Source organism: Aporhodopirellula aestuarii, assembly GCF_023701485.1.
Classification (GTDB): Bacteria; Planctomycetota; Planctomycetia; order Pirellulales; family Pirellulaceae; genus Rhodopirellula; species Rhodopirellula aestuarii.
The window spans coordinates 1-22,588 of the sequence record NZ_JAMQBK010000012.1 but is presented as its reverse complement, the minus strand read 5'-3'; the positions used below and the strand labels follow the sequence as shown (position 1 = coordinate 22,588).

25 protein-coding genes are annotated in these 22,588 nt (G+C 54.3%); 18 read left to right on the top strand and 7 right to left on the bottom strand.

Annotation, left to right across the window (positions count from 1 at the left end; all coding sequences use genetic code 11):
• The 17 genes from NB063_RS03315 (at position 1) to NB063_RS03240 (ending at position 16,107) form a co-directional block, all read left to right on the top strand.
• The gene (locus NB063_RS03315) at positions 1–2,190 is read left to right on the top strand and encodes a terminase gpA endonuclease subunit (protein ID WP_250927321.1); all 2,190 of its coding nucleotides are present in this window, start codon (positions 1–3) and stop codon (positions 2,188–2,190) included.
• A 342-nt stretch (positions 2,191–2,532) separates the two neighbouring features.
• Positions 2,533–2,757, top strand: a complete 225-nt coding sequence (locus NB063_RS03310; protein WP_250927320.1) for a hypothetical protein — start codon at positions 2,533–2,535, stop codon at positions 2,755–2,757.
• Between the two features lie 2 nt (positions 2,758–2,759).
• Positions 2,760–4,142 (top strand): phage portal protein, encoded by a 1,383-nt coding sequence (locus NB063_RS03305; RefSeq protein WP_250927319.1) that lies wholly within the window; start codon positions 2,760–2,762, stop codon positions 4,140–4,142.
• On the top strand, positions 4,139–5,317 hold the full coding sequence (locus NB063_RS03300; protein ID WP_250927318.1) for a hypothetical protein: 1,179 nt from the start codon (positions 4,139–4,141) through the stop codon (positions 5,315–5,317). Before NB063_RS03305 ends, NB063_RS03300 begins: the two co-directional genes overlap by 4 nt.
• 65 nt (positions 5,318–5,382) lie before the next feature.
• The gene (locus tag NB063_RS03295) at positions 5,383–6,324 is read left to right on the top strand and encodes a major capsid protein (protein WP_250927317.1); all 942 of its coding nucleotides are present in this window, start codon (positions 5,383–5,385) and stop codon (positions 6,322–6,324) included.
• Positions 6,324–6,698 (top strand): hypothetical protein, encoded by a 375-nt coding sequence (locus NB063_RS32730; RefSeq protein WP_456061983.1) that lies wholly within the window; start codon positions 6,324–6,326, stop codon positions 6,696–6,698. Before NB063_RS03295 ends, NB063_RS32730 begins: the two co-directional genes overlap by 1 nt.
• 2 nt (positions 6,699–6,700) lie before the next feature.
• On the top strand, positions 6,701–7,171 hold the full coding sequence (locus NB063_RS03290; RefSeq protein ID WP_250927316.1) for a hypothetical protein: 471 nt from the start codon (positions 6,701–6,703) through the stop codon (positions 7,169–7,171).
• Between the two features lie 58 nt (positions 7,172–7,229).
• Entirely contained in the window at positions 7,230–7,712 is a 483-nt protein-coding gene (locus NB063_RS03285) for a hypothetical protein (RefSeq protein ID WP_250927315.1), read from the top strand.
• 198 nt (positions 7,713–7,910) lie between these two features.
• Entirely contained in the window at positions 7,911–8,378 is a 468-nt protein-coding gene (locus NB063_RS03280) for a hypothetical protein (RefSeq protein ID WP_250927314.1), read from the top strand.
• 71 nt (positions 8,379–8,449) lie between these two features.
• Positions 8,450–8,623 (top strand): hypothetical protein, encoded by a 174-nt coding sequence (locus NB063_RS03275; protein WP_250927313.1) that lies wholly within the window; start codon positions 8,450–8,452, stop codon positions 8,621–8,623.
• 536 nt (positions 8,624–9,159) lie between these two features.
• The gene (locus NB063_RS03270; RefSeq protein WP_250927312.1) at positions 9,160–11,328 is read left to right on the top strand and encodes a phage tail tape measure protein; all 2,169 of its coding nucleotides are present in this window, start codon (positions 9,160–9,162) and stop codon (positions 11,326–11,328) included.
• 1 nt (position 11,329) lies between these two features.
• Positions 11,330–12,211, top strand: coding sequence for a hypothetical protein (locus NB063_RS03265; RefSeq protein WP_250927311.1), 882 nt, complete (start codon positions 11,330–11,332; stop codon positions 12,209–12,211).
• The gene (locus NB063_RS03260) at positions 12,208–12,582 is read left to right on the top strand and encodes a hypothetical protein (RefSeq protein ID WP_250927310.1); all 375 of its coding nucleotides are present in this window, start codon (positions 12,208–12,210) and stop codon (positions 12,580–12,582) included. The genes NB063_RS03265 and NB063_RS03260 overlap by 4 nt, the downstream gene beginning before the upstream one ends.
• Positions 12,583–12,661: 79 nt before the next feature.
• Positions 12,662–12,922: a hypothetical protein gene (locus tag NB063_RS03255; RefSeq protein ID WP_250927309.1), complete on the top strand. Its 261-nt coding sequence runs from the start codon at positions 12,662–12,664 to the stop codon at positions 12,920–12,922.
• Positions 12,922–14,781 carry a LamG domain-containing protein gene (locus NB063_RS03250; RefSeq protein WP_250927308.1) on the top strand — a complete coding sequence of 620 codons (1,860 nt, stop codon included), beginning with the start codon at positions 12,922–12,924 and terminating at the stop codon, positions 14,779–14,781. Before NB063_RS03255 ends, NB063_RS03250 begins: the two co-directional genes overlap by 1 nt.
• Positions 14,782–14,784: 3 nt before the next feature.
• The gene (locus NB063_RS03245) at positions 14,785–15,228 is read left to right on the top strand and encodes a hypothetical protein (protein ID WP_250927307.1); all 444 of its coding nucleotides are present in this window, start codon (positions 14,785–14,787) and stop codon (positions 15,226–15,228) included.
• A gap of 21 nt (positions 15,229–15,249) precedes the next feature.
• Positions 15,250–16,107 (top strand): hypothetical protein, encoded by an 858-nt coding sequence (locus NB063_RS03240; RefSeq protein ID WP_250927306.1) that lies wholly within the window; start codon positions 15,250–15,252, stop codon positions 16,105–16,107.
• Positions 16,108–16,459: 352 nt separating this feature from the next.
• Here NB063_RS03240 and NB063_RS03235 read toward each other — a convergent pair whose 3' ends face one another.
• Both NB063_RS03235 and NB063_RS03230 read right to left on the bottom strand, forming a co-directional pair.
• Positions 16,460–17,086 carry a hypothetical protein gene (locus NB063_RS03235; protein WP_250927305.1) on the bottom strand — a complete coding sequence of 209 codons (627 nt, stop codon included), beginning with the start codon at positions 17,084–17,086 and terminating at the stop codon, positions 16,460–16,462.
• A 111-nt stretch (positions 17,087–17,197) separates the two neighbouring features.
• Entirely contained in the window at positions 17,198–17,536 is a 339-nt protein-coding gene (locus tag NB063_RS03230; RefSeq protein ID WP_250927304.1) for a hypothetical protein, read from the bottom strand.
• A 593-nt stretch (positions 17,537–18,129) separates the two neighbouring features.
• On the opposite strand from NB063_RS03230, the gene NB063_RS03225 reads away from it, so the two are divergent.
• Entirely contained in the window at positions 18,130–18,441 is a 312-nt protein-coding gene (locus NB063_RS03225) for a hypothetical protein (RefSeq protein ID WP_250927303.1), read from the top strand.
• Positions 18,442–19,229: 788 nt separating this feature from the next.
• Here NB063_RS03225 and NB063_RS03220 read toward each other — a convergent pair.
• The 5 genes from NB063_RS03220 to NB063_RS03200 form a co-directional block, all read right to left on the bottom strand.
• A complete protein-coding gene (locus tag NB063_RS03220) occupies positions 19,230–19,706 on the bottom strand; it encodes an HNH endonuclease (protein ID WP_009095506.1) in 477 nt (158 codons plus the stop codon).
• 116 nt (positions 19,707–19,822) lie between these two features.
• Positions 19,823–20,323 carry a hypothetical protein gene (locus tag NB063_RS03215; protein WP_250927302.1) on the bottom strand — a complete coding sequence of 167 codons (501 nt, stop codon included), beginning with the start codon at positions 20,321–20,323 and terminating at the stop codon, positions 19,823–19,825.
• Positions 20,286–20,534, bottom strand: a complete 249-nt coding sequence (locus tag NB063_RS03210; RefSeq protein ID WP_144058787.1) for a hypothetical protein — start codon at positions 20,532–20,534, stop codon at positions 20,286–20,288. Before NB063_RS03210 ends, NB063_RS03215 begins: the two co-directional genes overlap by 38 nt.
• A gap of 185 nt (positions 20,535–20,719) precedes the next feature.
• Positions 20,720–21,148, bottom strand: coding sequence for a hypothetical protein (locus NB063_RS03205; RefSeq protein ID WP_322975050.1), 429 nt, complete (start codon positions 21,146–21,148; stop codon positions 20,720–20,722).
• Between the two features lie 352 nt (positions 21,149–21,500).
• Positions 21,501–22,490: a transposase gene (locus tag NB063_RS03200; RefSeq protein WP_250927301.1), complete on the bottom strand. Its 990-nt coding sequence runs from the start codon at positions 22,488–22,490 to the stop codon at positions 21,501–21,503.
• Between the last annotated feature and the right edge of the window lie 98 nt (positions 22,491–22,588).

Here is a 22,588-nt window from a genome sequence, read left to right as displayed (position 1 = left end):
TTGGCAACCGATGCAGACGACCTCTCGCTAATAGAGCAGGCGGTTGCTGACATCGAGGCAGAGCTAGCCGGTGGTCAGCCGGGGATGACTCGCGCCGATAAGATGCGGGCAGCGTCCGCCAAGGCCCAGAAGGCAGCAACCCGGTCGAGTCAAGACATCGGATCGCCACCGGTTGGACTTGGGGATGCCGAGCGGCGAAAGCGTTCAGACGCTGACCTGGAGTATCACCTGCGTGCTTACTACCCAGACACTTTCCCGCTTGAGTTCCCGCCTGAGTTAAAGCGGCTCATTCGGAAGATCCAGGACACGCTTGAGGGCGGCGGACAAGCCGCTATAGCCCTTCCTCGCGGAATCGGCAAATCTTCAATCATGATTAGAGCTTGCCTCTGGGCAGTTCTGACTGGCCGGAGAAGATACGTTTGCTTGATTTCATGCAGCAATGACGAGGCAAAGCACCAACTTCGAAATGTCAAGCTAATAATCCTATTTAACAGGCTCATCCAAGCCGATTTCGCTAGGGAGCTTTTTTGCTTGTATTCCACTGGCGGACGTTCTTCACTTTGCGAAGGACAGCACTCCAATGGAACACGTACCGGCGTGGTGTGGAACGCCAAGAAGATTGCTTCAGGTTTCATCGAGGGCGTCGAGACAAACGACTTCGTGTTCACCACGGTTTCCATTGCTGGGTCTATGCGTGGCCAGACCCACCTAACCCACACGGGTGAAACTCTGCGAGTCGATGCGCTCATGGTCGACGATCCACAGACGCGCGCTTCAGCGAGTTCCAAGCCAGCAAGCCGGAAGCGATTAGAGACCATCAATGGTGATGCTCTGAATATGGTGGGCGGGGACAAGACGATAGCTGCTCTGGCAGCCGTCACGATCATCAGAAGTGGCGATACAGCAGACTCACTCGTTGATCGAAAGGTTTCTCCCAACTGGAGAGGAGAGTGCCTGCCTTTGGTCCTCAAATGGCCCACTGATGAGGCCATGGAGCTTTGGAATGAGTGGTCTGAACTCTACTTAATCGAATTAGAGGCAGACGACAGCAAGCACACCCAGAGCCGAAAATTCGTCAGAGACCATTTCGACCAGCTTCATGACTCCCATGAAATGCTGTGGAAAGAGCGATTTGATAAATCCAACGAGGAGTCAGCTTTACACAGAGCGATGATTCTGAAAAGCAAAAGCGAGGCAGCCTTTGCTGCGGAACAAATGCTCAAGCCTCTCAGCGATAAGCCGGTGGCATCATCCGACCTATGGGACCTCAACGCTGAAGAGATAGCCAATCGAGTCAGCCCGTTTGATCGCGGCGAGTTGCCAAACGGTATCGAGGTCATCACGGCATTCGTTGACGTGCAAACTAAGTTTCTTCCGTGGATGATCATGGGCTTCACGCTTAACGGGCGGGGCTATGTCATCGACCGTGGAGCGTTCCCCGATCAGAAGACCAACTACTTCACGAAGGACTCGCTACACCAGACCTTCGACGACTTGTATGGAGAGCACACCACGCTGGGCGACCAGGTTACCCAAGCGATGGATGAACTAACCGCTGATCTGTTTTCAAGAGAATACATCCAAGGCGATGCGGTTCATTCCATCGACAAGGTCGGTTTCGATATCGGATTCAAGCTCGTGGCGAACGAGCTACGCGACTTCGCGTTGCAGTCACCACACCGGGCAATGTTGGTGCCTATGCAGGGCCGCTATGTGGGGCCTGACACGCGACACTGGCAACGAATGGGTGGCGGCAAGATGAAACGCACCCGAGGAATCAACGTTGCCCTGAAGCCACCACCAAAGGGACAGAGAGGCGTTCCGACGTTGCAGGTAGATACCAATGCCTGGAAGAACCATGTAGCCGAAGCGTTGACGATCCCCGAAACAAGCCAGAAGTCAATTTTGTTGTTCAACGATACCCCGGAGAATCACCTAATGATCGGTGAGCACTGCGAGGCAGAGTACCCCATGCTGGCGCGAGGCAAGGATGGAACCGAAATGGTCATCTGGAAAAACACTCAGAGCGGAATCATCGACAACGACTACTGGGACTGCATGGTTGGGTGTTGCGCTCTGGCATCCACTCTGGGCGTGTTCGCTAAGCAAAGAGCATCCAGCGGTGTTGGACAGTCCGACACCACCAAACGTAAGCGTCGGAAGTACGGAATCACGGAACTTAAAATTTAGAAAGCGAAAACATGTCAGACCTTCTTACCAGCTTCGATGCAGAGCCAGCTACACCACGGACTGAACCGCAGACGCAGCCGCAAGTTGAAAAACCCAAAGAGGCAAAGTCGCGTTGCCCGAAATGCTTGTCCGTGAAGCGTGACCGTTACCACAGGGTGAAGACACGCGAGATATCAGGCACGACACGCGACGGCCAACCGTACAACCGCATCACATGGCGGCGGACTCGCTGCCGGTCGTGTGGTCAGTGCAGGGTAGACATCGAGCATTCATTGGTCGACGTTCCGCAGTAGTCACGCCAGAGCGTTTTTTGTGGACCATGCCAGCCATACGTTTTTAGGCATGGCAGAAGAAAGAAACGTCTACGAAGATAGCGTCACGCGTAAGCGCATCTCTGAAATCGATGAGATACTAGCGTCTGGAGTTACGTCGGTGACGGTTGACGGCACCACCACGCGAGTCGATCACGATTCGCTGAGGAAGGAACGGCGCAACCTCTACGCCCGTTTGCCGGGAGGCAAGGGACGTAACCCGTTGTTTGTTAGCGTGAACGTGACGGGGCAGTAGCGGTGAGTTTCATTCGCAATCCTGTTAAATGGGTGAAGGACGCCTTCACGTACGACGCGCTGACCCCACAGGGGCGACGTAAAAGCGTCTCTAGCCAGGTCTACCGAGAGGACTATCACCATCGGGGTGCGAAGCATCGCTCGCTGCAGGCGAACGCGTCTGACTTGCAGAGAAACATGTCTGTTCTGGCGTGGGCTGTCCGTCAGCACCTCTCGTACACTTCTGCATTCACGTTTAATTGCCAGACCGACAGCAATAGTCTGAACGACCGCATTGAGACTCTCATGAAAGAGGATTCGTTGCGATCGCAAGCCGACGTTGCAGGAAAATTTAACCGCGAAAAGCTATGGAGAATCGCGGAAGCACGCCGTGTGCTGGATGGTGATTGCCTACTGGTAAAGACCGATTCGGGGCAATTGCAGGGGATACAGGCTGACTTAATTCGAGATCCATCGCGACCTGCGAAGGGTGAAGAATGGATCAACGGCGTTCTGGTGTCGGAGACAGGACGCCCACTTCGGTACTGCGTTCACTCCCGCAGTGGGTACATGGAGCGGGTGAATGAGAGGCAGATCGATGCCCGCAATGTCATTCACTACGGATTCTTTGGCGAAAGATTTGCGGCGGACGCGGTACGGGGGGTCAGCCCGCTAACTGCATCGCTTGCACCTCTCCGTGACCTCAAGGAGTCGGTTGAGCTAGCGCAAGCGAGGGCGAAAGTTGCGCAGATATTCGCGATGGCTATCACGAGGGAGCCTGACGAATTTAGAGGCGATCCTGATGACGAGGAGGGCAGCCAGGAAGACTACTCGATGAGTTTTGACCGCCCTCAGTTCATGCAGCTATCGCCCGGTGACGACGCAAAGATGCTTGAGTCGAGGCAGCCATCTACGGAGTTTCAGTCGTTCACCCGTCTATGCATCATGCTATCGCTCAAGGCTCTCGACCTACCTCTGTCACTGTTCGATGGTGAGCGAAGCACATTCCACGGGGGCAGGGCTGAATGGCTCAACTACGTGCATTCGTGCCAGGAGAAGCGAGAGGACCAGGTCACCGCTCGTTCCGAATACACCGTTTGGAAACTTCGCCAGTGGGTCCGTGACGATCGCTTGTTTCTCCCGAAAGGAATGCGGGTCAGCGATGTGGACTTCACTTGGATTCCCAAGAACTCAACTCCCTGGTGGGACAAGTCCAGAGAGACCCGTGGCGATAGGGAAGCGGTCCGCTGTGGCTTCGACAACCCCATGCGAATCGCGGCTGAAAAAGGCTTTGTGTGGAAGGACAATATCGACGCCACCGCTGAGGCTATCCGTTACGCCAAGGAAAAGGGCGTGCCGCTCGACTTCGCGCCAGACGATACCAACCAACCGCAGGTAACAAAATGACCGCAACCTCAACACGCCCAGCGAAACCATTCATTGCACCGAAAGAGACTGCCTTCCGTGGTCGACGCGCAGAGATGCCAGCCGATGCTGTTATCGAGTGCGACCGTGAGGGTGGTCGATTCGGTGCCGGGCTAATTCCCGGCGTCTCACTGATCATGACCGGTGAGGCGCTGGGCCATGAGTATTGGATTGATGAGGTCACGCTTGATCAGGTGGAGCGATACGGCAACTCAAGCAACGAGAAGGGGTTGAAGTGTCGATGGACTCATCCGGGTCTCTCTAGCGATGGTCTTGGTCGTTTGCTTGGTCGCATTCACAACATCCGACGTGATGGCAATCGCGTTGTCGGTGATTTGCACATTGCAAAGCTCGCGCACGACACCCCAGAGGGCAGCCTAGCCGAGTATGTGATGTGCTTGGTCGATGAGGACGCATCCGCAGCCGGGCTTTCCATCGTCTTTCACCATGACTTCGCTGCTGAAGATGAGTTCATGAATGAGCATCTTGGCGAGGTCACCTATGAGGACCACAGGGGCCGTGAGGTGAAGCGTCAGGCGTTTCAGTCACCAGACCCAGACAACGTCCACAACTACCCGCACGTTCGCCTTAGCTCGCTCAATGCAGCCGACATCGTTGACGAGCCCGCAGCCAATAACGGCATGTTCGACCGTCAAACGCTACCGCGCGAGATGGATGAGCTATTGAGCTACGCAGCGGGCCTTTCCCAAGACAAGCCAGAGGCATCGGCCTTTGGTGTGGATGCCGATCGGGCATCACAGTTTCTTAGCCGGTGGTTGGATAGCCACGGGCTTTCACTTTCCCCGAAGGAGCCTTCCTTGGCTACTACATCGAACGAGCCTACCGAGGCTCCAGAAACCGCCCCAACCCGTGATGACTTTGCCGCTGAACTGAATCGCTATTGCGAGAAATTCGGCAGCGAGTACGGCGCAAAGTGGTTCGCTGAAGGCAAGACCTACGAGGAGGCATTGAGCCTTCACGCAGAGGCACTTGAGGCACGCATCGAGGCCGCTGAAACCGCCCAGCGAGAAGCCGAAGAAAAGCTCTCGTCGCTTGAGCTTGGTGAGACCGAGCCGGTTGCCACTGGTGCTTCCAACGATGGCAAAGGCGGTCCCAAGCGATTCGCTGAGTTCTTCGGTAAGCAAAACAAAAACTAAGCGCCAGCGGCTTTCGCTAGCATCGAACACCAAAAACAAACAACACATTTTCAGAAAGAAAAACCATGGCAGACACGCCAATCACCATCGCAGACCTCGTCAAAATCAACTCGATGGATGTCGCGGACAACGACATCAGCGACTTGTTGCTGGATGCTCCACTAATTCGCTCGCTTGTAGCGGACACGGCAAGCAACGGCACATCTCATAAGTACGTCAAGGAGTCCAGCGCACCAGTTGTTGGCTTCCGATCCGCAAACGACGGGCGAGACCACGATGCTAGCTCAGACACGCTGGTCACCATCGACCTGAAGATTCTCGACGCATCTTTCCACGTCGATAAGGCGATCGCAGACACCTACACCAAGGGCGGCCCCGATGCTTTTATGGCACGCGAGGCCAAACGTCATTTGCGGGCGGTGCTCAGCGTGGGAGAGAAGCAGTTGCTCTACGGCACCGATAACGAGTCTGATGGCTTTGTTGGGTTGGCCGATGCAAGCAACTTGGACGATAGCGATGACGCCCAGGTGATCAACGCCGGTGGTGCATCCAATTGCTCCAGCGTGTTCGCGATCCGCAGCGTTGATGAGTTTTCTGACCTTGCGCTCATTGTTGGCGAGAGCGGTAATCTTGAGGTTGGTGATCGCTACGAGCAGATGGTCGAAGGCACGAACGGAAAGTATCCCGCATACTGCCAAACGATTCAGGGCTGGATGGGGCTTCAGTTGGGTTCGATTCACTCGGTTGCACGACTGGCGAACATTAATGACTCGACGAAGATGCTTGATGACGACTTACTGAGCGACTTGTTGTCCCTGTTCCCGTCAAGCCGTCCGGCCACGATGTTGGTGATGAATCGTCGAAGCCTCAAACAGCTTCAACAATCTCGTTCTGCTACCTCCAGCACGGGCGCGGCTGCACCATTCCCAACGGAAGCATTCAACGTTCCGATCATCGTTACCGACTCGATCGCAAACGACGAAACGCAACTGACGGCTGCCGCCTAATGTGCATCCAGAGCATGCTACAGCGGGCTCTTGGCGTCCACGCTAAGACGCTCGCCTCTGTTGCCGGTGAGACGGTCACCTACCGGCGCGGTGACTTCAGTGCTGAGGTTGTAGCAATCCCAGGTCAGTCAGTGTTTGACGACTTCGACTCAGAGGGAGTTAGGGCTGAAACCAGGACGGTTGATTTCATTTTCAGCCCTGACTTCCTCAGCGGGCTCCACGAGCTTCCTGAGTCGACGATGCCCGCCAAAGGTGACCAAGTCATTAGAGCCAACGGGGACACGTATGACGCGTTCCCAGGGGCTTCAAACAGTGTTTGGTCATGGGCAGACGCCCGCGAAACACAGATCAGAGTTCACTCGGTCAAAAGGTAACGATGTCGAGAGCAAGTGACGTACGCGATGCGGTTATCACCGCTCTCACTGAACATCTACCGGATGAGACGGTCGAGGCGTTTATCGTTCCGTCTTACACCCGTGAGGAGCTAGCCGATGGTCCACGTATCGCGGTTCGTTACGGCAACCGTGAGCTAACCGTTGACCAGGGACCGGATGAACGAGACATCACGATTGAGATCGGTGTTGTTGGTGTCACACCACCCAATGAGCAATCATCAGACGAGGCTTATCGCGCAGCACAGGTAGCCGCTTGTGATGGCTTTGACGGGCTCATGGAACAAGTCATCGCACTCTGGACACCAAACGGTGTGCTCTCGCGTTGCGGCATGGCAGAGCATCGATTCACTGGAATCACGCAAGCGATTCAGTTTGACCCAGGCCAGCTTTACAACCATGGCATCTGGTTATCGATGGTCGCACTCACTTACCAGGACACGGTTGACGACTGATCGTAGTTGTTAGCCAGGAAAATTCACAACTAAATAGCCAGACCTAGAAAGGATTAACATGGCATCAGATTTGACGAGAGGTAGCTTTAGTGGAAAAGAGACTTTCCTCTATTACAACAGCGCGTCCCACGCCAGCCAGACATGGGTTGAAATTTCACGGGCGCGAAACATTCAAACCAATCGCGGCCCAGCGTTGACCGAGGTTGAGTTCCACGGCGCGGCAGAGACCGGGAACATCCCCGGCTATCTCAAGTTTGCCGGTAGTTTTGAATACGTCCGAAAGCTGGGCGCAGACACTGTTTGGGATGCATTGGTTGCTGCCCGTGACGCTGGCAGCATTCTTGAGCTGGCCCATCTCAACGGACCTATCGACGAGGACGCTAGCAAGGGCTGGGAATGTCCTGTGCTGCTGGGTGAGTTCAGTGAACCGGCCAATGGAAACGACGGCGTCGTAGTGACTATCCCATTCGCCAAAGCGGACGCTTTTGACGCCAGCGGTGACCCGGTGAACTACGCAGCCCTAAGTGGATCGTCCAGCTAATGGTTACCGCCATCAAGCGTGGCGAACTAGCCGCCATGATCCCTCACCTTCGCGGTGAGATGAGGCAATGGTGTGAACAGTCGAGTGCTGGTTCTCCCGGCACGACGGTCTACGCGCACGCCGAAATGTTAGCTCGATGCCAGAAGGCATTAGAAGCAAGCAAAGCTAATAAATCCAAGTCGAAAACCAAGGCACACGATGAAGTCGTTCAAAGACAACCAGGGTCAGAGTTGGACGCTGAGCCTAACGCTAGCGAAGGTTAGGCAGTGCCGCACAAAGCTGGGTTTGGACTTGCTCAACCCCCAGCATTATATGCAGGTCTTACACAGCCTCACTGATCGTCTGACGTTCTGTTTCCTTCTTTGCGAGGAACAAGCCAAAGACCTCAAGTTGTCCGTTGACGAGTTCGAGGAACGCCTCTATGGCGAAGGCATTTCACAGGGGGCAGGTGATGCGTTCTTGTCTGAGTGCGAGCATTTTTTTTGCCGCCTGGGACAAACGACTCAAGCGGAGCTAACGCGGAAGAGTCTGGAGTCGATGATTGCAAGTCGCCAGAACTTGAGCGAGATGCAGAAGACTGGGCAACTCGATTCTCTATTCACCGAGGCAGAGGAAGCGATCCAGAAGCTATTGCAGCCAAGCGATGGTGCTGGGTCGCAGAGCTAGCTGCTATCGCGAGCGTAGACCCATGGCCGCTGACGCTCAGAGAGTTGGCTAGTGCTGCGGAAAAGAAACGCATGCACGAATGGGACCACACGTCTGATTTGATGGCGTTGATTGCTACGGCAAACTTCTCAAAACCGTTCTGCCGGGAAGACTTCCACCCGATGAGAGAACGTGTTGTTCACGACTTCATGCTCGACAATCCCGAGGCAGAGTACGAGCGTCTAATGAAGGAGCAACGGCGATGACGTTCGTTACCTATGAGATGAAGCAAGGCTTCTTTGATCGAGAAAAGATCAATCGGGCGGTTGATCGTCAGACCCGAATCGCGATGTCTCGGTCTCTCTCGTATGTCCGGCGAACAGCTAGGTCAGGATTACGGAAACGCAAACGTGTTAGTCGTCCCGGTCAGGCACCTAGTGTGCGGTCAACAGACCCGAACGTATCGCTCAAAAAGATTCTGTTTGCTTACGACCAAAAGACAAAGAGCGGCGTGGTTGGTCCGGTGCTTTTGAATGGTACTAAGTCGGTCATTCGATCGAACAAGCCTGTGCCGGGAGTGCTGGAATCGGGGGGCACGATTCAGATCCCCGAGGAGTCATGGGACGGCAAAACGTGGACTCAGACGCGGCGTCGCAGGCGGAATCCTGCTTACGCGAAGAAGAAGAAACGCACACGGCGCGTGAGCGTGGACCCGCGTCCTTTTATGCTTCCAACATTAGAGAAAGAGTCAGAGAAGGGCAATCTCGCATCCCCTTGGGCTAACGTTGTAACCGGATAAGGAATGTCAAAAAACAATATCAAAGCGGGGTCAGCCTATGTTGAAATCGGCATTCGCAACAGATTGGCCAAGGGCGCTAAAGAAGTTCAGGCCGATCTAAACAAGCTAGCCAAGAGCACCACAGCAAACGGATTGAAGTTAGTAGCTGCCGCATCGGCCACGCTGGCGCCCATCACCGCAGCCGCGTTTAGCTTTGCCAGTTCAGGCGATCAATTAGACAAGATGTCTAAGCGTACCGGCATCAGTGTTGAGGCGTTGAGTCAGCTAGGCTTTGCTGCTGAGCAATCTGGTTCTGACCTAGGCGTGGTTGAAAAGGGAGTTCGCGGGATGCAGCGTTCCCTGTACGACGCAGGGCAGGGATCAACTGAAGCAATTGACGCCTTGGCGCAGTTGGGACTCACTGCATCAGACTTATCAGGCATGTTGCCAGAGGATCAATTCACGATCCTTGCTGACAAGATTGCGACGATTGAAGACCCGAGCAAGCGGGCGGCTCTCGCAATGAAGTTGTTTGGGAGATCAGGTAGCGACCTGTTACCGCTGTTCGGAGAGAACGCGAAGGGAATCGCAAACCTGAGAGCGGAGGCCGATGCGTTAGGTCGTACGATGTCCACTGAGGACGCGACGGCTGCCGCTGCGTTCACTGACTCAATGAACCGGCTAAAGAGCGTCATGACTGGTGTGAAGAATCAGATCGGTGCCGCTGTTGCCCCTGCGTTCACTCGTTTGGCTGAGTTGGTGCTGGCGAACACATCGGGCATTAGCGTTTTCCTCAGTGAAAACCGTGGCATGATTGTCGGCATCACAGCGGCAGCCGCTGCCGTTGGTGCTGGTGGTGCTGCGTTGGTCACGCTAGGTGGGGTTCTTGCTGCCACGAGCGTTGCGATTGGCGGTGTGGCGGCTACGGCGGCGTTCCTGGTTTCGCCTTTGGGGATCGCAACGGCGGCGGCAGCGGGGCTTGGTTTCGCGCTAGTGAAATACACTTCGTTGGGTTCTGACTCGATCGATTGGCTAAGTGATCGGTTCGGTGGATTGGTCGAGATGGTTCAGGGGTCTATCGGCGCGATCAGTGACGCGGTGAGAGCCGGTGACATGGACAAGGCATGGGAGTTGACTGTTTCGCTAATGGAGTTGGTTTGGTTGGATCTGACGGGCGGCATACGAGACGCCTGGGCCGACACTATGAACTGGCTATTGGACGCAAGCTCCACAGCAACCGGTCAAATTGGAAAGATGTTCCAGTCCCTCTCAGGGCTCCTGACGTCGCTTCTAGACAAGTACAAGAGTGTCTATGACACGATCTACAACTTCACCGAGGAGACGCTTAGTGGGGCTGCAAATAGCCTCACGGGCGTTGAGACGATCGGCGGTAGGTCAGAGCCAAGAGGATCAGCGTTTGAGCGGCAATATGGCGACTTTGAGGCATCGGTCAGAAACGGTATCGAGAGCATTCGATACTTTGGCGAGTCCCTGGAGGATGAGGCCAATAACGACATCGCCGAACGTTCGAGCAACGCAGGCACAGCACGTGAAGCAAGAGAGGCACGTATCGCGGAGCTACAGGCATCACTCGCCAAAGCTAATGAGGAGGCTGCAGCTACCAGGGCAAACGCTCCAGCGAGTACAGAAGAAGCAACGCCTGCCGAACCAGAGGCACCTGATTTCTCTGGCATGTTTGCTGACCTACAGAAACAAGCTCAAGTGATTCCAGAGCAAACGGAAATGGAGTCAGGTCCTAAAGAGGAACAGCAACCGCAATCGAGTGGACCGACCGCTACGTTTAGCGCGTTCGCTGCCTCCATCATCGGTCGTGGTCAGTCACCGAACCAAAGAATGCTGAGTCTCACTGATCGAATCGCGAAAGCCAGCGAACAAACAGCGAAGGCGGTTCAAGGCTTGGATGGTGCTGGGGATGCAGTAGCGGGTGCGATGCCAGATGCGAATCCACTAGAAGCCCAGTTTGCCATGCAGGCGATCGAGAACGAGGCAAGAGTGGAGGGTGTCAATCAAGCAATGGTTGAGGCACAGAAGAACATGGACGCTGGCGGCGGTAAGGTCGGCGGTGTCGGCAATGATGCTGACCGGCTAGCGGTGATCTTGGAATCGATCGACGCGAACACAGCCAAGATGGTCAAACTGTATGGAAAAAGCAGCGTAGCGAGGTTCACATAGGATGGCATCAGACCTAAACTCGCCGCTGCCGGACGGCAACTACAGCGGCGTATCGTACTATCAGGGATACCGCATCCAAGAGATCGCCGGACGTTCCGGTACAGACACCACAACGGGCTCTGACACGGCTCAACGCACGTGGAGGGTAACTGGGTCCGCTAGCCCGCAGAACGCGCGAGCGGCCCTCACAGACGGCCCTGTGCTTATCGATGAGTACGATGGCTTATTCATCGAATCGCTGTCCTACGAGCAAGGCCCATCGTATGACACATGGGATTTCACAGCGTCTTATAACGCGGCTGTCCCTGATGTTGGTGGTTACACTGTTTCGATTGATACAACAGGCGGTCAGATCCTGCAGACCACCAGCTACGGTCAAACCAAGTTCGCCGCGTCGGGAACAACCGCGCCTGACTATTACGGTTCGATCGACGTCCAGGATGGCAAGCCCCAAGGCGTGCAACGCATCATTCCCGCGCTAAAACTGAATGCTCGCGCGAAGATCGCAACAGAGTACATCCCGTCAGTGATGGGATACGCAAAGCAGGTCGCTTCCTTGACGGGAACAACCAACCAATCAGCGATGTTTGACGGTGAATTTGCTCCAGGCACGCTTTTGTTTGCGGGTGCGTCTGGCGATATCGTCGCAGAGAATCCGCAACTGACATTCACTTTCTTGGCTAGCCCGAATGTGACGGGACTAACCATTGGGGACATTACCGGCATCAGCAAAGCGGGGCACGCCTATCTGTGGATGCTTTTCGATTACGCGAAAGATCCAACCACCGGCCTGCTGATCAGCAAGCCACGAGCCGCCTATGTGGATCAGGTCTATGGTGAGGCAGATCACTCACTACTCAAGATTGGAGTAGCCGCAACGTGAGCGACCTAAAGGCAAAAGCAGGCCAGCCGGTATCGGCTAACAAGTGGAATCGGGTAGTCGATCGCTTGCCGGGTGAGATGGTCGGTCCCGGTATCCCCAGTGCATGGCGGATGGTGCTATGTCGGCTCAGCGAGGACGTGGCAGCATCGACCATCAGTAATAGCGACACAGCGGACTCGATCTACCAATCGTGCGAGGTGGAGGTCTACGGGCTCGTAGCGAACGGTGATGGCACCTATTCCCCAGTCCTGACAACGGAAAAAGGGATCATGCTGAATCCAGCTAAGGAGAGCATCCCAGAGGGGACCGAGATGTGGTGCATGTATCTGCCATCAGGGCTCTTGGTCGCGACTGTGCAGGCGTGTGATTAGCCGCAACCCGTGAATGGTAATTGGCATCACAAGGGGGTTTGAGTTTGAAGATGACGCTGGCTAGCTGCATGATTCTGTCATGTTCAAAGCTCCCGAATCAATGCTGTCTAGTCACGTCGCGCCCGGTGCCTCACAGGTAACATTCGCCCCGTTTTCGTTCGCTTGGTTTGCTAGAACGGAGGTGACCACAAGCGTCGCGCCGGACGTAGAGCGTTTGGATGACGTGGAGGCTGCCCTAGGGGAGGCGTTGTATCGTCTTGAAGAAGACGACTTGGTTGGCGGTCGAGAGAAGTTGTCGCTAGCGATTGAGTTAGTTCATTCGCTTCGCGGAGGTGAGTGATGCCAACCGGGATCGGTTCAGAGGTCGCAGGCTACTGCGCATCATTCACTGGTGACGACACTGACTGGATCGGGTCTCTCGATGGGTCATCAACGAATGTCACGCTAGTTGGCGACGACAGGACAGGCGGCTCGGAAGCGTATAGCTTTGGTGGCGACGGGTATATTTCGCTTGGCACGTCCGCAACGCTCAACCCGAGAGACCCAACAGACGGAGTGACCTACTCCGCTTGGATCAAGCCGTCTTCGTGGGGGACTCAGTGGGTGATCGGGAGGGATGAGGCTTCAGGGAGGTCATTCGCTCTCGGTGTCCATAGCGTCAGCAAAGCTGTCGCACTGCAGATCAACGGGGCAGCCACAGCGTCTTCGTCAGCGATCACGAGTTTTGAGCTAGATAAATGGGCTCACTTGTGCGCTGTTGGATCGTCTGCCAGCGGTTGGAAAATCTACCTGGACGGCGTGCAAGTCGCATCGGCCTCCTGGTCTCAGCCGAACAGCACGGCCACTTCGACAGAAATTGGAAGACGTACCTACTCAGGGTCGGAAGGGTACTTCAACGGTGAGATTGACGACGTTCGTATTCTGGACGAAGCGATCGATTCAACCGGGATCGCTAAGCTATCTTCGCGTCGCGGCTACGATGAAGGAGCTACCTACGGATTGGTTGCTCAGTACAGTGCAACTAAGACACAAGACGCCACCGACTCGGCAGGAAGCAATGACGGAACGCTAACCGGTGATGCTTCCGTTGTCTCGGACGTGAGCGATGACGGAACGCACGCTTACGATTTCGATGGGGCGGGCGACTACATCGTTTGCGGAACATCGGGTGTGCTCAACCCGCGAGACCCGTTGAGCGGGGTGACATATGCAGCGTGGATCAAGCCAGCGTCGTGGGGTGTTCAGTGGGTTGTGTCAAGAGACACATCATCTGGACGCTCTTTCGCGTTAGGGCTTGATGACGATTCGCAGGAAGCGGTTCTCCAGATTAACGGCAGCGTGACGATTGCTGTTTCGTCAGTGAGCGGGCTGCAGCTCGATGAATGGGCTCATATATGTGCTATCGGGTCCGACGCGGATGGATGGGAACTGTATGTCAACGGTTCTTTGGTAGGGAGTTCTTCGTGGTCAAGACCAAACGAAACAGAGACCGCGACGAGGATCGGAAGCAGGGAGTTTTCTGGATTCGAAGGCTATTTTGATGGTCTGATCGATGACGTTCGCATCTACGACACGGCTATTGATGGTGCGACGTTGTCGTCGATTTCGTCGTCTCGAAACTACCTGCCTTACTCGCCTCAGTTAGGGAGGGCAGTAGAGGCTGGCGTAGCAAACTCGCTGTCCGTGGTGTCGTCAATACCCGTTGACCTAACACTGTCGGTTGGCACGGCGAGTGGCAGCGGCAACACGCCAATCGTGGATATCCCATCGCCCCTATCACTATCAGTCGACACGGGAGAAGGAGAGGGCAGCGGTGTCTCTTTCGGCATATCGGCTGGTTCAAGCCATTCCCCTGACAGTGGAACGGGTGAGGCGTCTGGTAACGCCCCTTCTATAGCTACTGGCTTCGCTGAATCACTAGTAACTGGCAGTGGCGTAGGAACTGGGCACTACGTCACGCCAAGCGTCGCAAGCTCTTACGAGGTCGCTTTGGGAGTCGGGGCAGCCAATGGGACAGGCACGACTCTTTCAGTTGCATCTGGCGTTGAAGTCTCACTCGCCAGCGTTGGCGCTGGATCGGGAGCAGGCGTCTCGCCCACAACATCGAGCCTGACTGTAGCGGCGTTATCCAGTCGATCACTCACAGACTTCGGGGACTTATCCCCATCACACTCACGAAACCTCCTCATAGGACACTAGGACATGGCTGTAGGGACACCCAAGGCATACGAAAAGGGAATGCTAGCGATCACGACCGGCGACGTCGACTTCGTTAGCGACACGATCAAAGCAGCTCTACTCGACACGGCTCATGCGGTCGATCTCGTCAACGATGAATTCTTTGACGACGTGAGCGGTGACGAGTGCGGTGATGGCGACTATTCACAGGTCACGCTGGCAAGCAAAACGCAAACCATCGCCAGCGGAAAGATTCGGTTCGACTTTGATGACTTGGACTTCGGCAACAGCGTTTCCATCGCAGCGCGGTACCTCGTTATCTACAAAGACACAGGCACGCCGGGGACGAGCAATCTCCTGTTCATCACGGACCTCAACACGGGCGGCGGCAACGTATCGAGCACGTCCAGTGACTTTGACATCTCGCTCAGTGCAAGCGGTCTTTACGAGATCACCATCAACGCCTAGTCCCTGCGGGAGTACATCACCATGATCATTGATCGCAACGAGACGCAACCGCGCCTAGTCATTCAGATCCTGAGCAGCACTGGTAGCCGTGATCCAATCACCGGGATCACCTATGACGACGTGGACCTTGCTGTATCGGAACTGCGCCCGTCAGCGTCATCGTGGTCGACTGTCACTCTCGTATCAGGAACGGTCGGAACCTACCTAGCCAATTCGTTCGCGGAAATCGGCGATGGGCTCTATCAGGTTTGCCTGCCTTCGGCTTCGGTGAGTGCTGGCGACACGACACACATCCGCGTCGTCTATGCCGCTAACGATCCACAGTACGGCACGATGACCGCGACAGGTGGTACCGACGTCTCGGCGCTTTTGACGACGTCTGAGTTTGAGGCAGCGCTCCCAGACAACTTCGCTGATCTGTCGATCGAGTCGGAAACCGGAAAGGTATCAGCGGCGCCATCGTCGGTAGTGAGCGTCGATGCTCCAAGCGCGGACGAGGCGGGCCGTATCATCCTGACGCAGCGTGACGACTACGAGAACGATAGTGACATCGAACCGATCGGACCTATCAGGATCAGCACTTCACAGCAACTGCTGAGAGAGACTGATCCACCATCGCTACGATTCGGCGCGACACTGACGTTTGGGGAAGGATACGGGAACACCCACTTTATCGGCACGGCCTACGCTGAGGCGGTGTCAGGTGAGCCCAACCAGTACGATCTGTATATCGAGATCGAGCACGACGAACTCGACAAGACGCCCGGTCGATACGGCTGGGACATCGAGGCCGTATACGCTGACGATGACGTGAGCACGCTAGTACGCGGGACGCTCGATCTACGGCAGTCGATGGGTGACCACGAGGAACGCGACTGACGCCGCCCTGAGCCTCACAGAGCCCCAGCGGCTGCATGCCGCCACTTCTTCGCTGGCATCTTGCTCGGCTCTCCACGGGCGTCCTCGTGGGTGTAGTCGCCTGTTCTTAGTTCATGGGGCCGGTGCGCAATTGTTTTGAGAAAGTCCCAGCGTGCATGTTGTATTCAGGGCGTCTCGGCGCCCTTTACTTATGTGGGAGGACGTTCTTTCGTCCTGGACAAGGAAACTGACGACCGTGTTGCGCCGGAGTACAGCGAGGTTGACGATCGCTTCTTAATCGCTCTGGGTTACGCACGATCTCTAAGATGCTCGTTACGAGGCTTCAGTCCTGCTACTGTTTGGCGCACTGAGACTACTCATACAGGCTAAATGTTGTGAAATCGCATGCCGATTTCGGGAAGCAATGCATCCTAAGCTCTGATGAATCAGTGGACGTTTCCATCCAAGTGTGGAAACCAAGATATTGCTTAATGATTTCGCCAGCGTCGTTGGTGCAGTGAATTTCGAGCGAGCCTTCCGTCGATGATTCGGAAAGTAACGTTGCAGGAAGAGAACTGACAATTACCTCCTCTCCAAAAGCGAGGCTGTTTTTTTCTGTGGGAAATGTTACTTCACTACCGATCAGTCTCAGTGTTTGCCGATCAAATATCTTCCAATGCAACTCGCAACCGTGTGCGTTTCCTTTACCAAAATTGTGTAAACGCAGTCCGTTGCCCCTTTTTACTGAAAATGCCCACGTTCCAAAAGGTTCCTCGCCAGTCGAGACAATGGGAATTCCTGTGTACTCATTTGCAACGCGAACGAACGGTGTCGTCTCTATGCGTCGTTGTTCAGAATAGCGCTCACGTTCGTCGGAAATTGATTGGTACGATAACCCGGCAGCTACGCAAGAAGCGATTGCAGCAACAGCAGTCATTATCGCGCACACTGAGCCGCTGAGCGCTGTGATCCAAGCTAGGCATCCTTCGTTGTCATCCATTGCGTTGTTGGGGGCAAAAAGAAGTTCGTTGCGTCAGCCAGTCCCACGAACGAATCGAACTCTACTAGGTTGCTTGACCGCACGCCATATATCGTTCCGGGTCTAGTAAGGTCAGTATTGCCCACCTTCTCTTATCCTGTTTTTCTCCGAATCCTGAAGGAGGACTTCAAGCCTGCTTAGTAAGTCACGCTTGCTAATCATTGGGCAGACGGAATAGCCGTTATTTGAAAACCAAACAGAATCTTGCGAAATGCTAATTTTTGCGTAGTGTGCCAGATCTATGTTCTCCACCCCATCCACAGCACTCAATAAATGGACGATTTGTTTCAGGTCCTTAATTGAAAAATGGAGTTCGTTAAATCCCTCTTGAATCCAGACAGCACCGGACTTGTCTGGTGTGGAGGCGGAGTTGCTCTCGTAGGTGATCGCAACGTTCGTGGATTTATTCATGAATATGCCAATTGCCCATAAACGGGAAACGAAAGCTATCTGCCGAATAGTGAAATGAGTTTGCCGTGCGAGATGCTTCGTCGCATGGCACCGATGGATTGTGTCTCGGTGTGGAGTAGCACTAGCAAACCCCCATTCGAATGACCATGCCTTTACCACGGCAGCGAATTTCGAATGTAAATACTGCGTCGAAATGTGACCTAAATGTAGCTTGGCAGATACGTGCCTTATCCACCGAGTTGGGATTCTACCGATACAGCAGCAAACGACACAACACCCTCAAAAGATACCTTCGGAGTAAATCGTACTCGTCCGAAAAAGAGTTTCAGCGGGGAATCGCAGACGCTCGCGACGACGATTTGGTCCTCCTCGATCTTGTTCCTTTTCGTCGATCGCAGAGGTCTCTAGGCGTCTTTATGTCTCCTCGTCGACACGCTTTCCTGCGTCTGACGGAGACGCCGATCAGTGACTTTTTTTTGAGAAGTTTCCAGTTTGACCGACACTCCCTGCGAGTTTTTGCGACCTAGCTAATAAGCGGCGAGAGTTAACGCCTCAGTACAAAGACCATTCACTTCAATATGCTAGGTAAGACAATGAAAGATTTTCCATTCATTGATGGCGAACACAGTGATGACGAAATCTCCCGAAGATTCGATAGAGAAAGACTCCACGAGGAGGCGGCAAAGGCCAAACAGGGAATACCACTAGAGAACGCTTGCGAGGAAACGCTTTACAGCCAACTTCCACACGACGAAGCGAAGCGTTTTGCAGAATTTAGCAAAGTGAATTCTGAACTAAAGCAGGTGTTAGAAGAACGAGATCGCAAGTTCGATAATCTGTGCAAGCAAGTCGAAGAGATTCGATCCGATGTGAAGCTGCTGTTATCGAGATTGTCAGGCGAGTAATCGGGTTGTCGGTGGTTGCTTTGGTAGCTTGTGCGTTTCCGTGCAGGCTACCGAACAATACCTGGAAATACCCAAAAACCCCCTCTCATCACGCTATTTCAGCATCGCAATACCGCATTAAACGCCCCTAGTTGCAAACTCGTTTGCAGTCTTGGTAGCCTTATTATCAACGAGTGAGGGGATTTTTCAGCAAATGAGCCCGCTTTGCTTTGGTCAGTTTTTGCCATTCGGGACGTAGAGGCCGCAAGTTCAAATCTTGTCGCCCCGACTTGGAAATCACGGTGTTTATGACGACTTTCCAGAAATGAAACTGGAACAAAAGGCAGTGATTTAGAGCGTTTTCTGACCGGCTCTCTCTGCCCTGCCGCTGAATTCACCTGAGCTCCGCCGCATTCAACGTAGCTCTACTAGTATCGGGCCCCGAATCGCTGCCCATCTGGGGTCAGCGGAGCCAACATCACGTTCAGTGATGTGTCGCGTGGCATATCGGCCGGTCGCCTACCGATACGATAGAAAGCGGTTCGGCCTCATCCTATGCAAAGCCCGTGCCAAAATGGACCGGCCCGCACATTCGCTCGGATTTCCATAAGACCGGTTGGATCGCGATACGAAGCTGGTCCAATAAACAAGGCCAAGACGCAAGTGCCAGCACTTTGCACGCGCAAAGAACCCACGCTCAAGCCTGAACGCAACTCGACGGTATCTGCTAGCTTTATCAGTGTGGGTAGCGACACTCGGCCCTACGCGAGCTTAGATCACGCGGTAAGCACACAGGTAGCTACCAAGCATCAGTAGGATTCCGGTAGTTCGTCTCTCTCTTGGCGAGCGAACCAACTCTGTACAACGCCATCTGGCCGAGCATTTCCACCGGTCGGTATCAGCCGATCAAGACGCGGGATATCTTCTGGGAATCGAAAAAGGTTCCGGTAAAGCACGGGATCATTTTCCTCGGCCAGTTCTGCGATCCGAAGCCACATCTCTCGCCACTGAATCATAATTTCAGCATTGAGATCAAGGACTCGAACCAACCGGATTGCGTCGCCGGAAATCGCAAGCAATTCTCCAGAACCCAACACTTTCAAGTGACCAGAGGTCGCAACTGCAAAAGGATCATCAACCGCTTGAGCTCGCTTGACGTTGTTACATCGACGGCAGGCGTAGACAAGATTGTCATAGGAAAGCTCCAAGTCAGGGTGTAGTGTTTGAGGCTGAAAATGATCTAGCTCATACTCCGCCGTGACCTGTCCCCACCGTTCGCGTTTCAAACAATAGATACAACGAAACGTGAACTCATCTCTCAACCAAGGCCGGTAAGATTCATACCGCGAGTACCCATAGGGGCCATGACGTCGCGCGGTTCGCGGTTCTGGATAGTCGAATATCAATCTTGCTCTCGCCGCGTTTTCTCAAGTCTCAGGAGATGCTCATGTAGCTTTCGAGCACCCGCCATAGGGATGGCCGACTCCGTATCAACATGCTTGCGCATTCGCTGCGTGAGCTGAGCCAATTCAAAAGACTCGTCGGCGGTCAAACCCTGCTGGATCGACAAGTCAATAAGCTCAACTCTTCGATCATTATTGGCGTCGTCCCATGGTTCTTCGTCAGGCACTAGAATGCTGTCGAGTGCTCGCTTAATCAAAAACGCAACCTCCGCTGAGCTTGCCCCGGTATCTCGCATTGTCAGAATAAAACTGGACATCATCGACTCGCGAAAGGCATCCATCACGTCCTCGCTAGTCGAAGCAGACACCGAACTGATGAAGTTCATTTCCATCCCCACCGCGAACTTGCTCGCGAGTTCAGCAAGCTCAGAACTCACCGTCGCTCTTACAGACGGACTCGTTTCACGCTGCTCTTTGACTGGCTGTTTCTTCTCGGGCATTCAATGGTGTCGTTTCAAGTTCGGTCTGCTGGACGAGTGCGGCAATGGCATGCGGGAGAGCCTGATGGTAGTGCTCCGAGGTTACGATCGCCGCGTCCTGGGCTACCCGACATGCGGCGTCTTGCAACTCGCGGGCGAATCTAGCTTTCCACTCTACCGCCAGCATCGCTGCGTCGCGAGAGATCTGCTGTTCCGTGTGCTTTGTCTTCATGCCATCCTCCTGGATTGGTTGCCGAATAGTCCATCCATACGGCAAACGGAGTATGCAGAATCAGTTTAGCCAAAAGCAAGTGAATCTAGGGGGCCTGGAATACTAAAATGCGTCAATCATTCGGAAATGAGGGACACCCTGACAGACCCACACCCAACCCCAGCCACCCAGAGCCCGCAAAGCACCTATCTTTCCGGCAAGGCGTCAGGATGACACTCGGAACTGCGCCACGAGAAATGCATCGGGTGGGTGGCACCGATCAGGAGAACCAATATCCACGGCTTGAACACGACATAGAAGAAGAACGCGGCGATTCCGAACATCGTGAAGGGCTTGATCAGCCAGTTCACGCCCCAGGTCACGAAGAGACCTTTCGGATTCTTTCCCACGTTTTTGATGCTGGCGAAGTCAACCTTCATCATCATCGGGTAAATCATCAGCCAGATCAGGATCGCGATGGGTATCGAGACGTTGGCATACTCGAACTTCGCAAGAAACGTGGGGACCGCTGGCGCGAATTTTCCGATCAGCACCCCGATTACCATGCAAATCGCAACCCAGTACGTAAGGTTCTTTTCGAAGAAGCTGATGGCAGCTTTTTCAACTTTTTCCATGACAAATCTCGTTCTGGTTTATTGGCTTGTGAACGCTGCTGTCCACGGTGAATGCATAAGGTCGCCACTTGGGACGTCGATTTAGATGGCGCCGCTTCGCTTCGGGGTCAACTTCGGGGTTCGCGATCAGACGTCTTCCGGATGGCGCCGCTTCGCGGCGGGGTCAGCCTCGGGTTTCGGGCTTCGCGATCAGACGCCTTTCGATTCGTTCCGCCCGTTTGCGGATATCAGCATTGGAATCAATCAATCTCTTCGCTCGCTTCACCATGTCCGATGAGCTGTCTGGATGCCCAAGACCAAAACGTTGGGATAGCTCCGCAAGGGTTGCAGATGGCGCCGCTTCGCGGCGGGGTCAGCCTCGGGTTTCGGGCTTCGCGATCAGACGCCTTTCGATTCGTTCCGCCCGTTTGCGGATATCAGCATTGGAATCAATCAATCTCTTCGCTCGCTTCACCATGTCCGATGAGCTGTCTGGATGCCCAAGACCAAAACGTTGGGATAGCTCCGCAAGGGTTGCAGAGGTAAAGCGACGGCAAAGATAGGCGGCCACGTCACGCCCACCCGCACCGCTTCGAAATCCGACGTATTCGTCAGGCGAGACTTTGTATTCCTTGGCTGTTAAATCGATGACTTTCTCCACGGTGATCACTTCCGATCGTCGAAGATTGCGTTCGAGCTTCCGGTCGCTGTCTCCCGATGCCATTTCCAATACGTTTCGAAGAAAGTCTTCACTTCCGTAAACCCAGCCTTTGAGTCGCTCGACGCTTGGATCCAAAGGATTCGACAAACCTTCTTTGACGTACTTTCGATAAGCGGACGCTGGATCTTTACCCCCGTTGAGCCCGCTCCAGTATCGATGATGGTCTTCGTAGGCGATCCAGGGGATACGTTTGCTTTTGCGAGCATATCCAGGGTAGCTGCTATACGGATATTCTTCCGGCGAAGCGGCCAGCGGTTTGCTGCCGTTGCATGGATTCAGATGGATGTATCGACTCAAATTCCAGTAATATCCTTCATCCTCCACAAGAAAAGCCTTGTAGCGTCCCTGGAATAGATGCCCAATTCGTCGATTTCGTTTGGCGTACCAGTTGGCGTAGCCTGACAACCAGTGTTGCATGCCTTGGCATAGATTGGGCTGCGGAGTCTTGATCAAGGCGTGAATGTGGTTGGGCATCCAGCAGTAAGCGATCACGATCCATCCACTGCGATTCACTTCATCTGCCAAACCCGTGGTAAGCCGTTCGTAATGGCCCTCGTCATGAAACAGTTTGCGTCTTCCGTCACCACGAGTCGTGATGTGGTAAATGGCGTTTGGGTATTGCAAACGGGGTAAACGAGGCATAGGAGTTCTCACGACAAAGGCACACACGATCACACGCCATCATTGTGTCTGTCCGCTGAACGATGTTCAACCCCGAAACGCGAGTCTGACCCCCACGC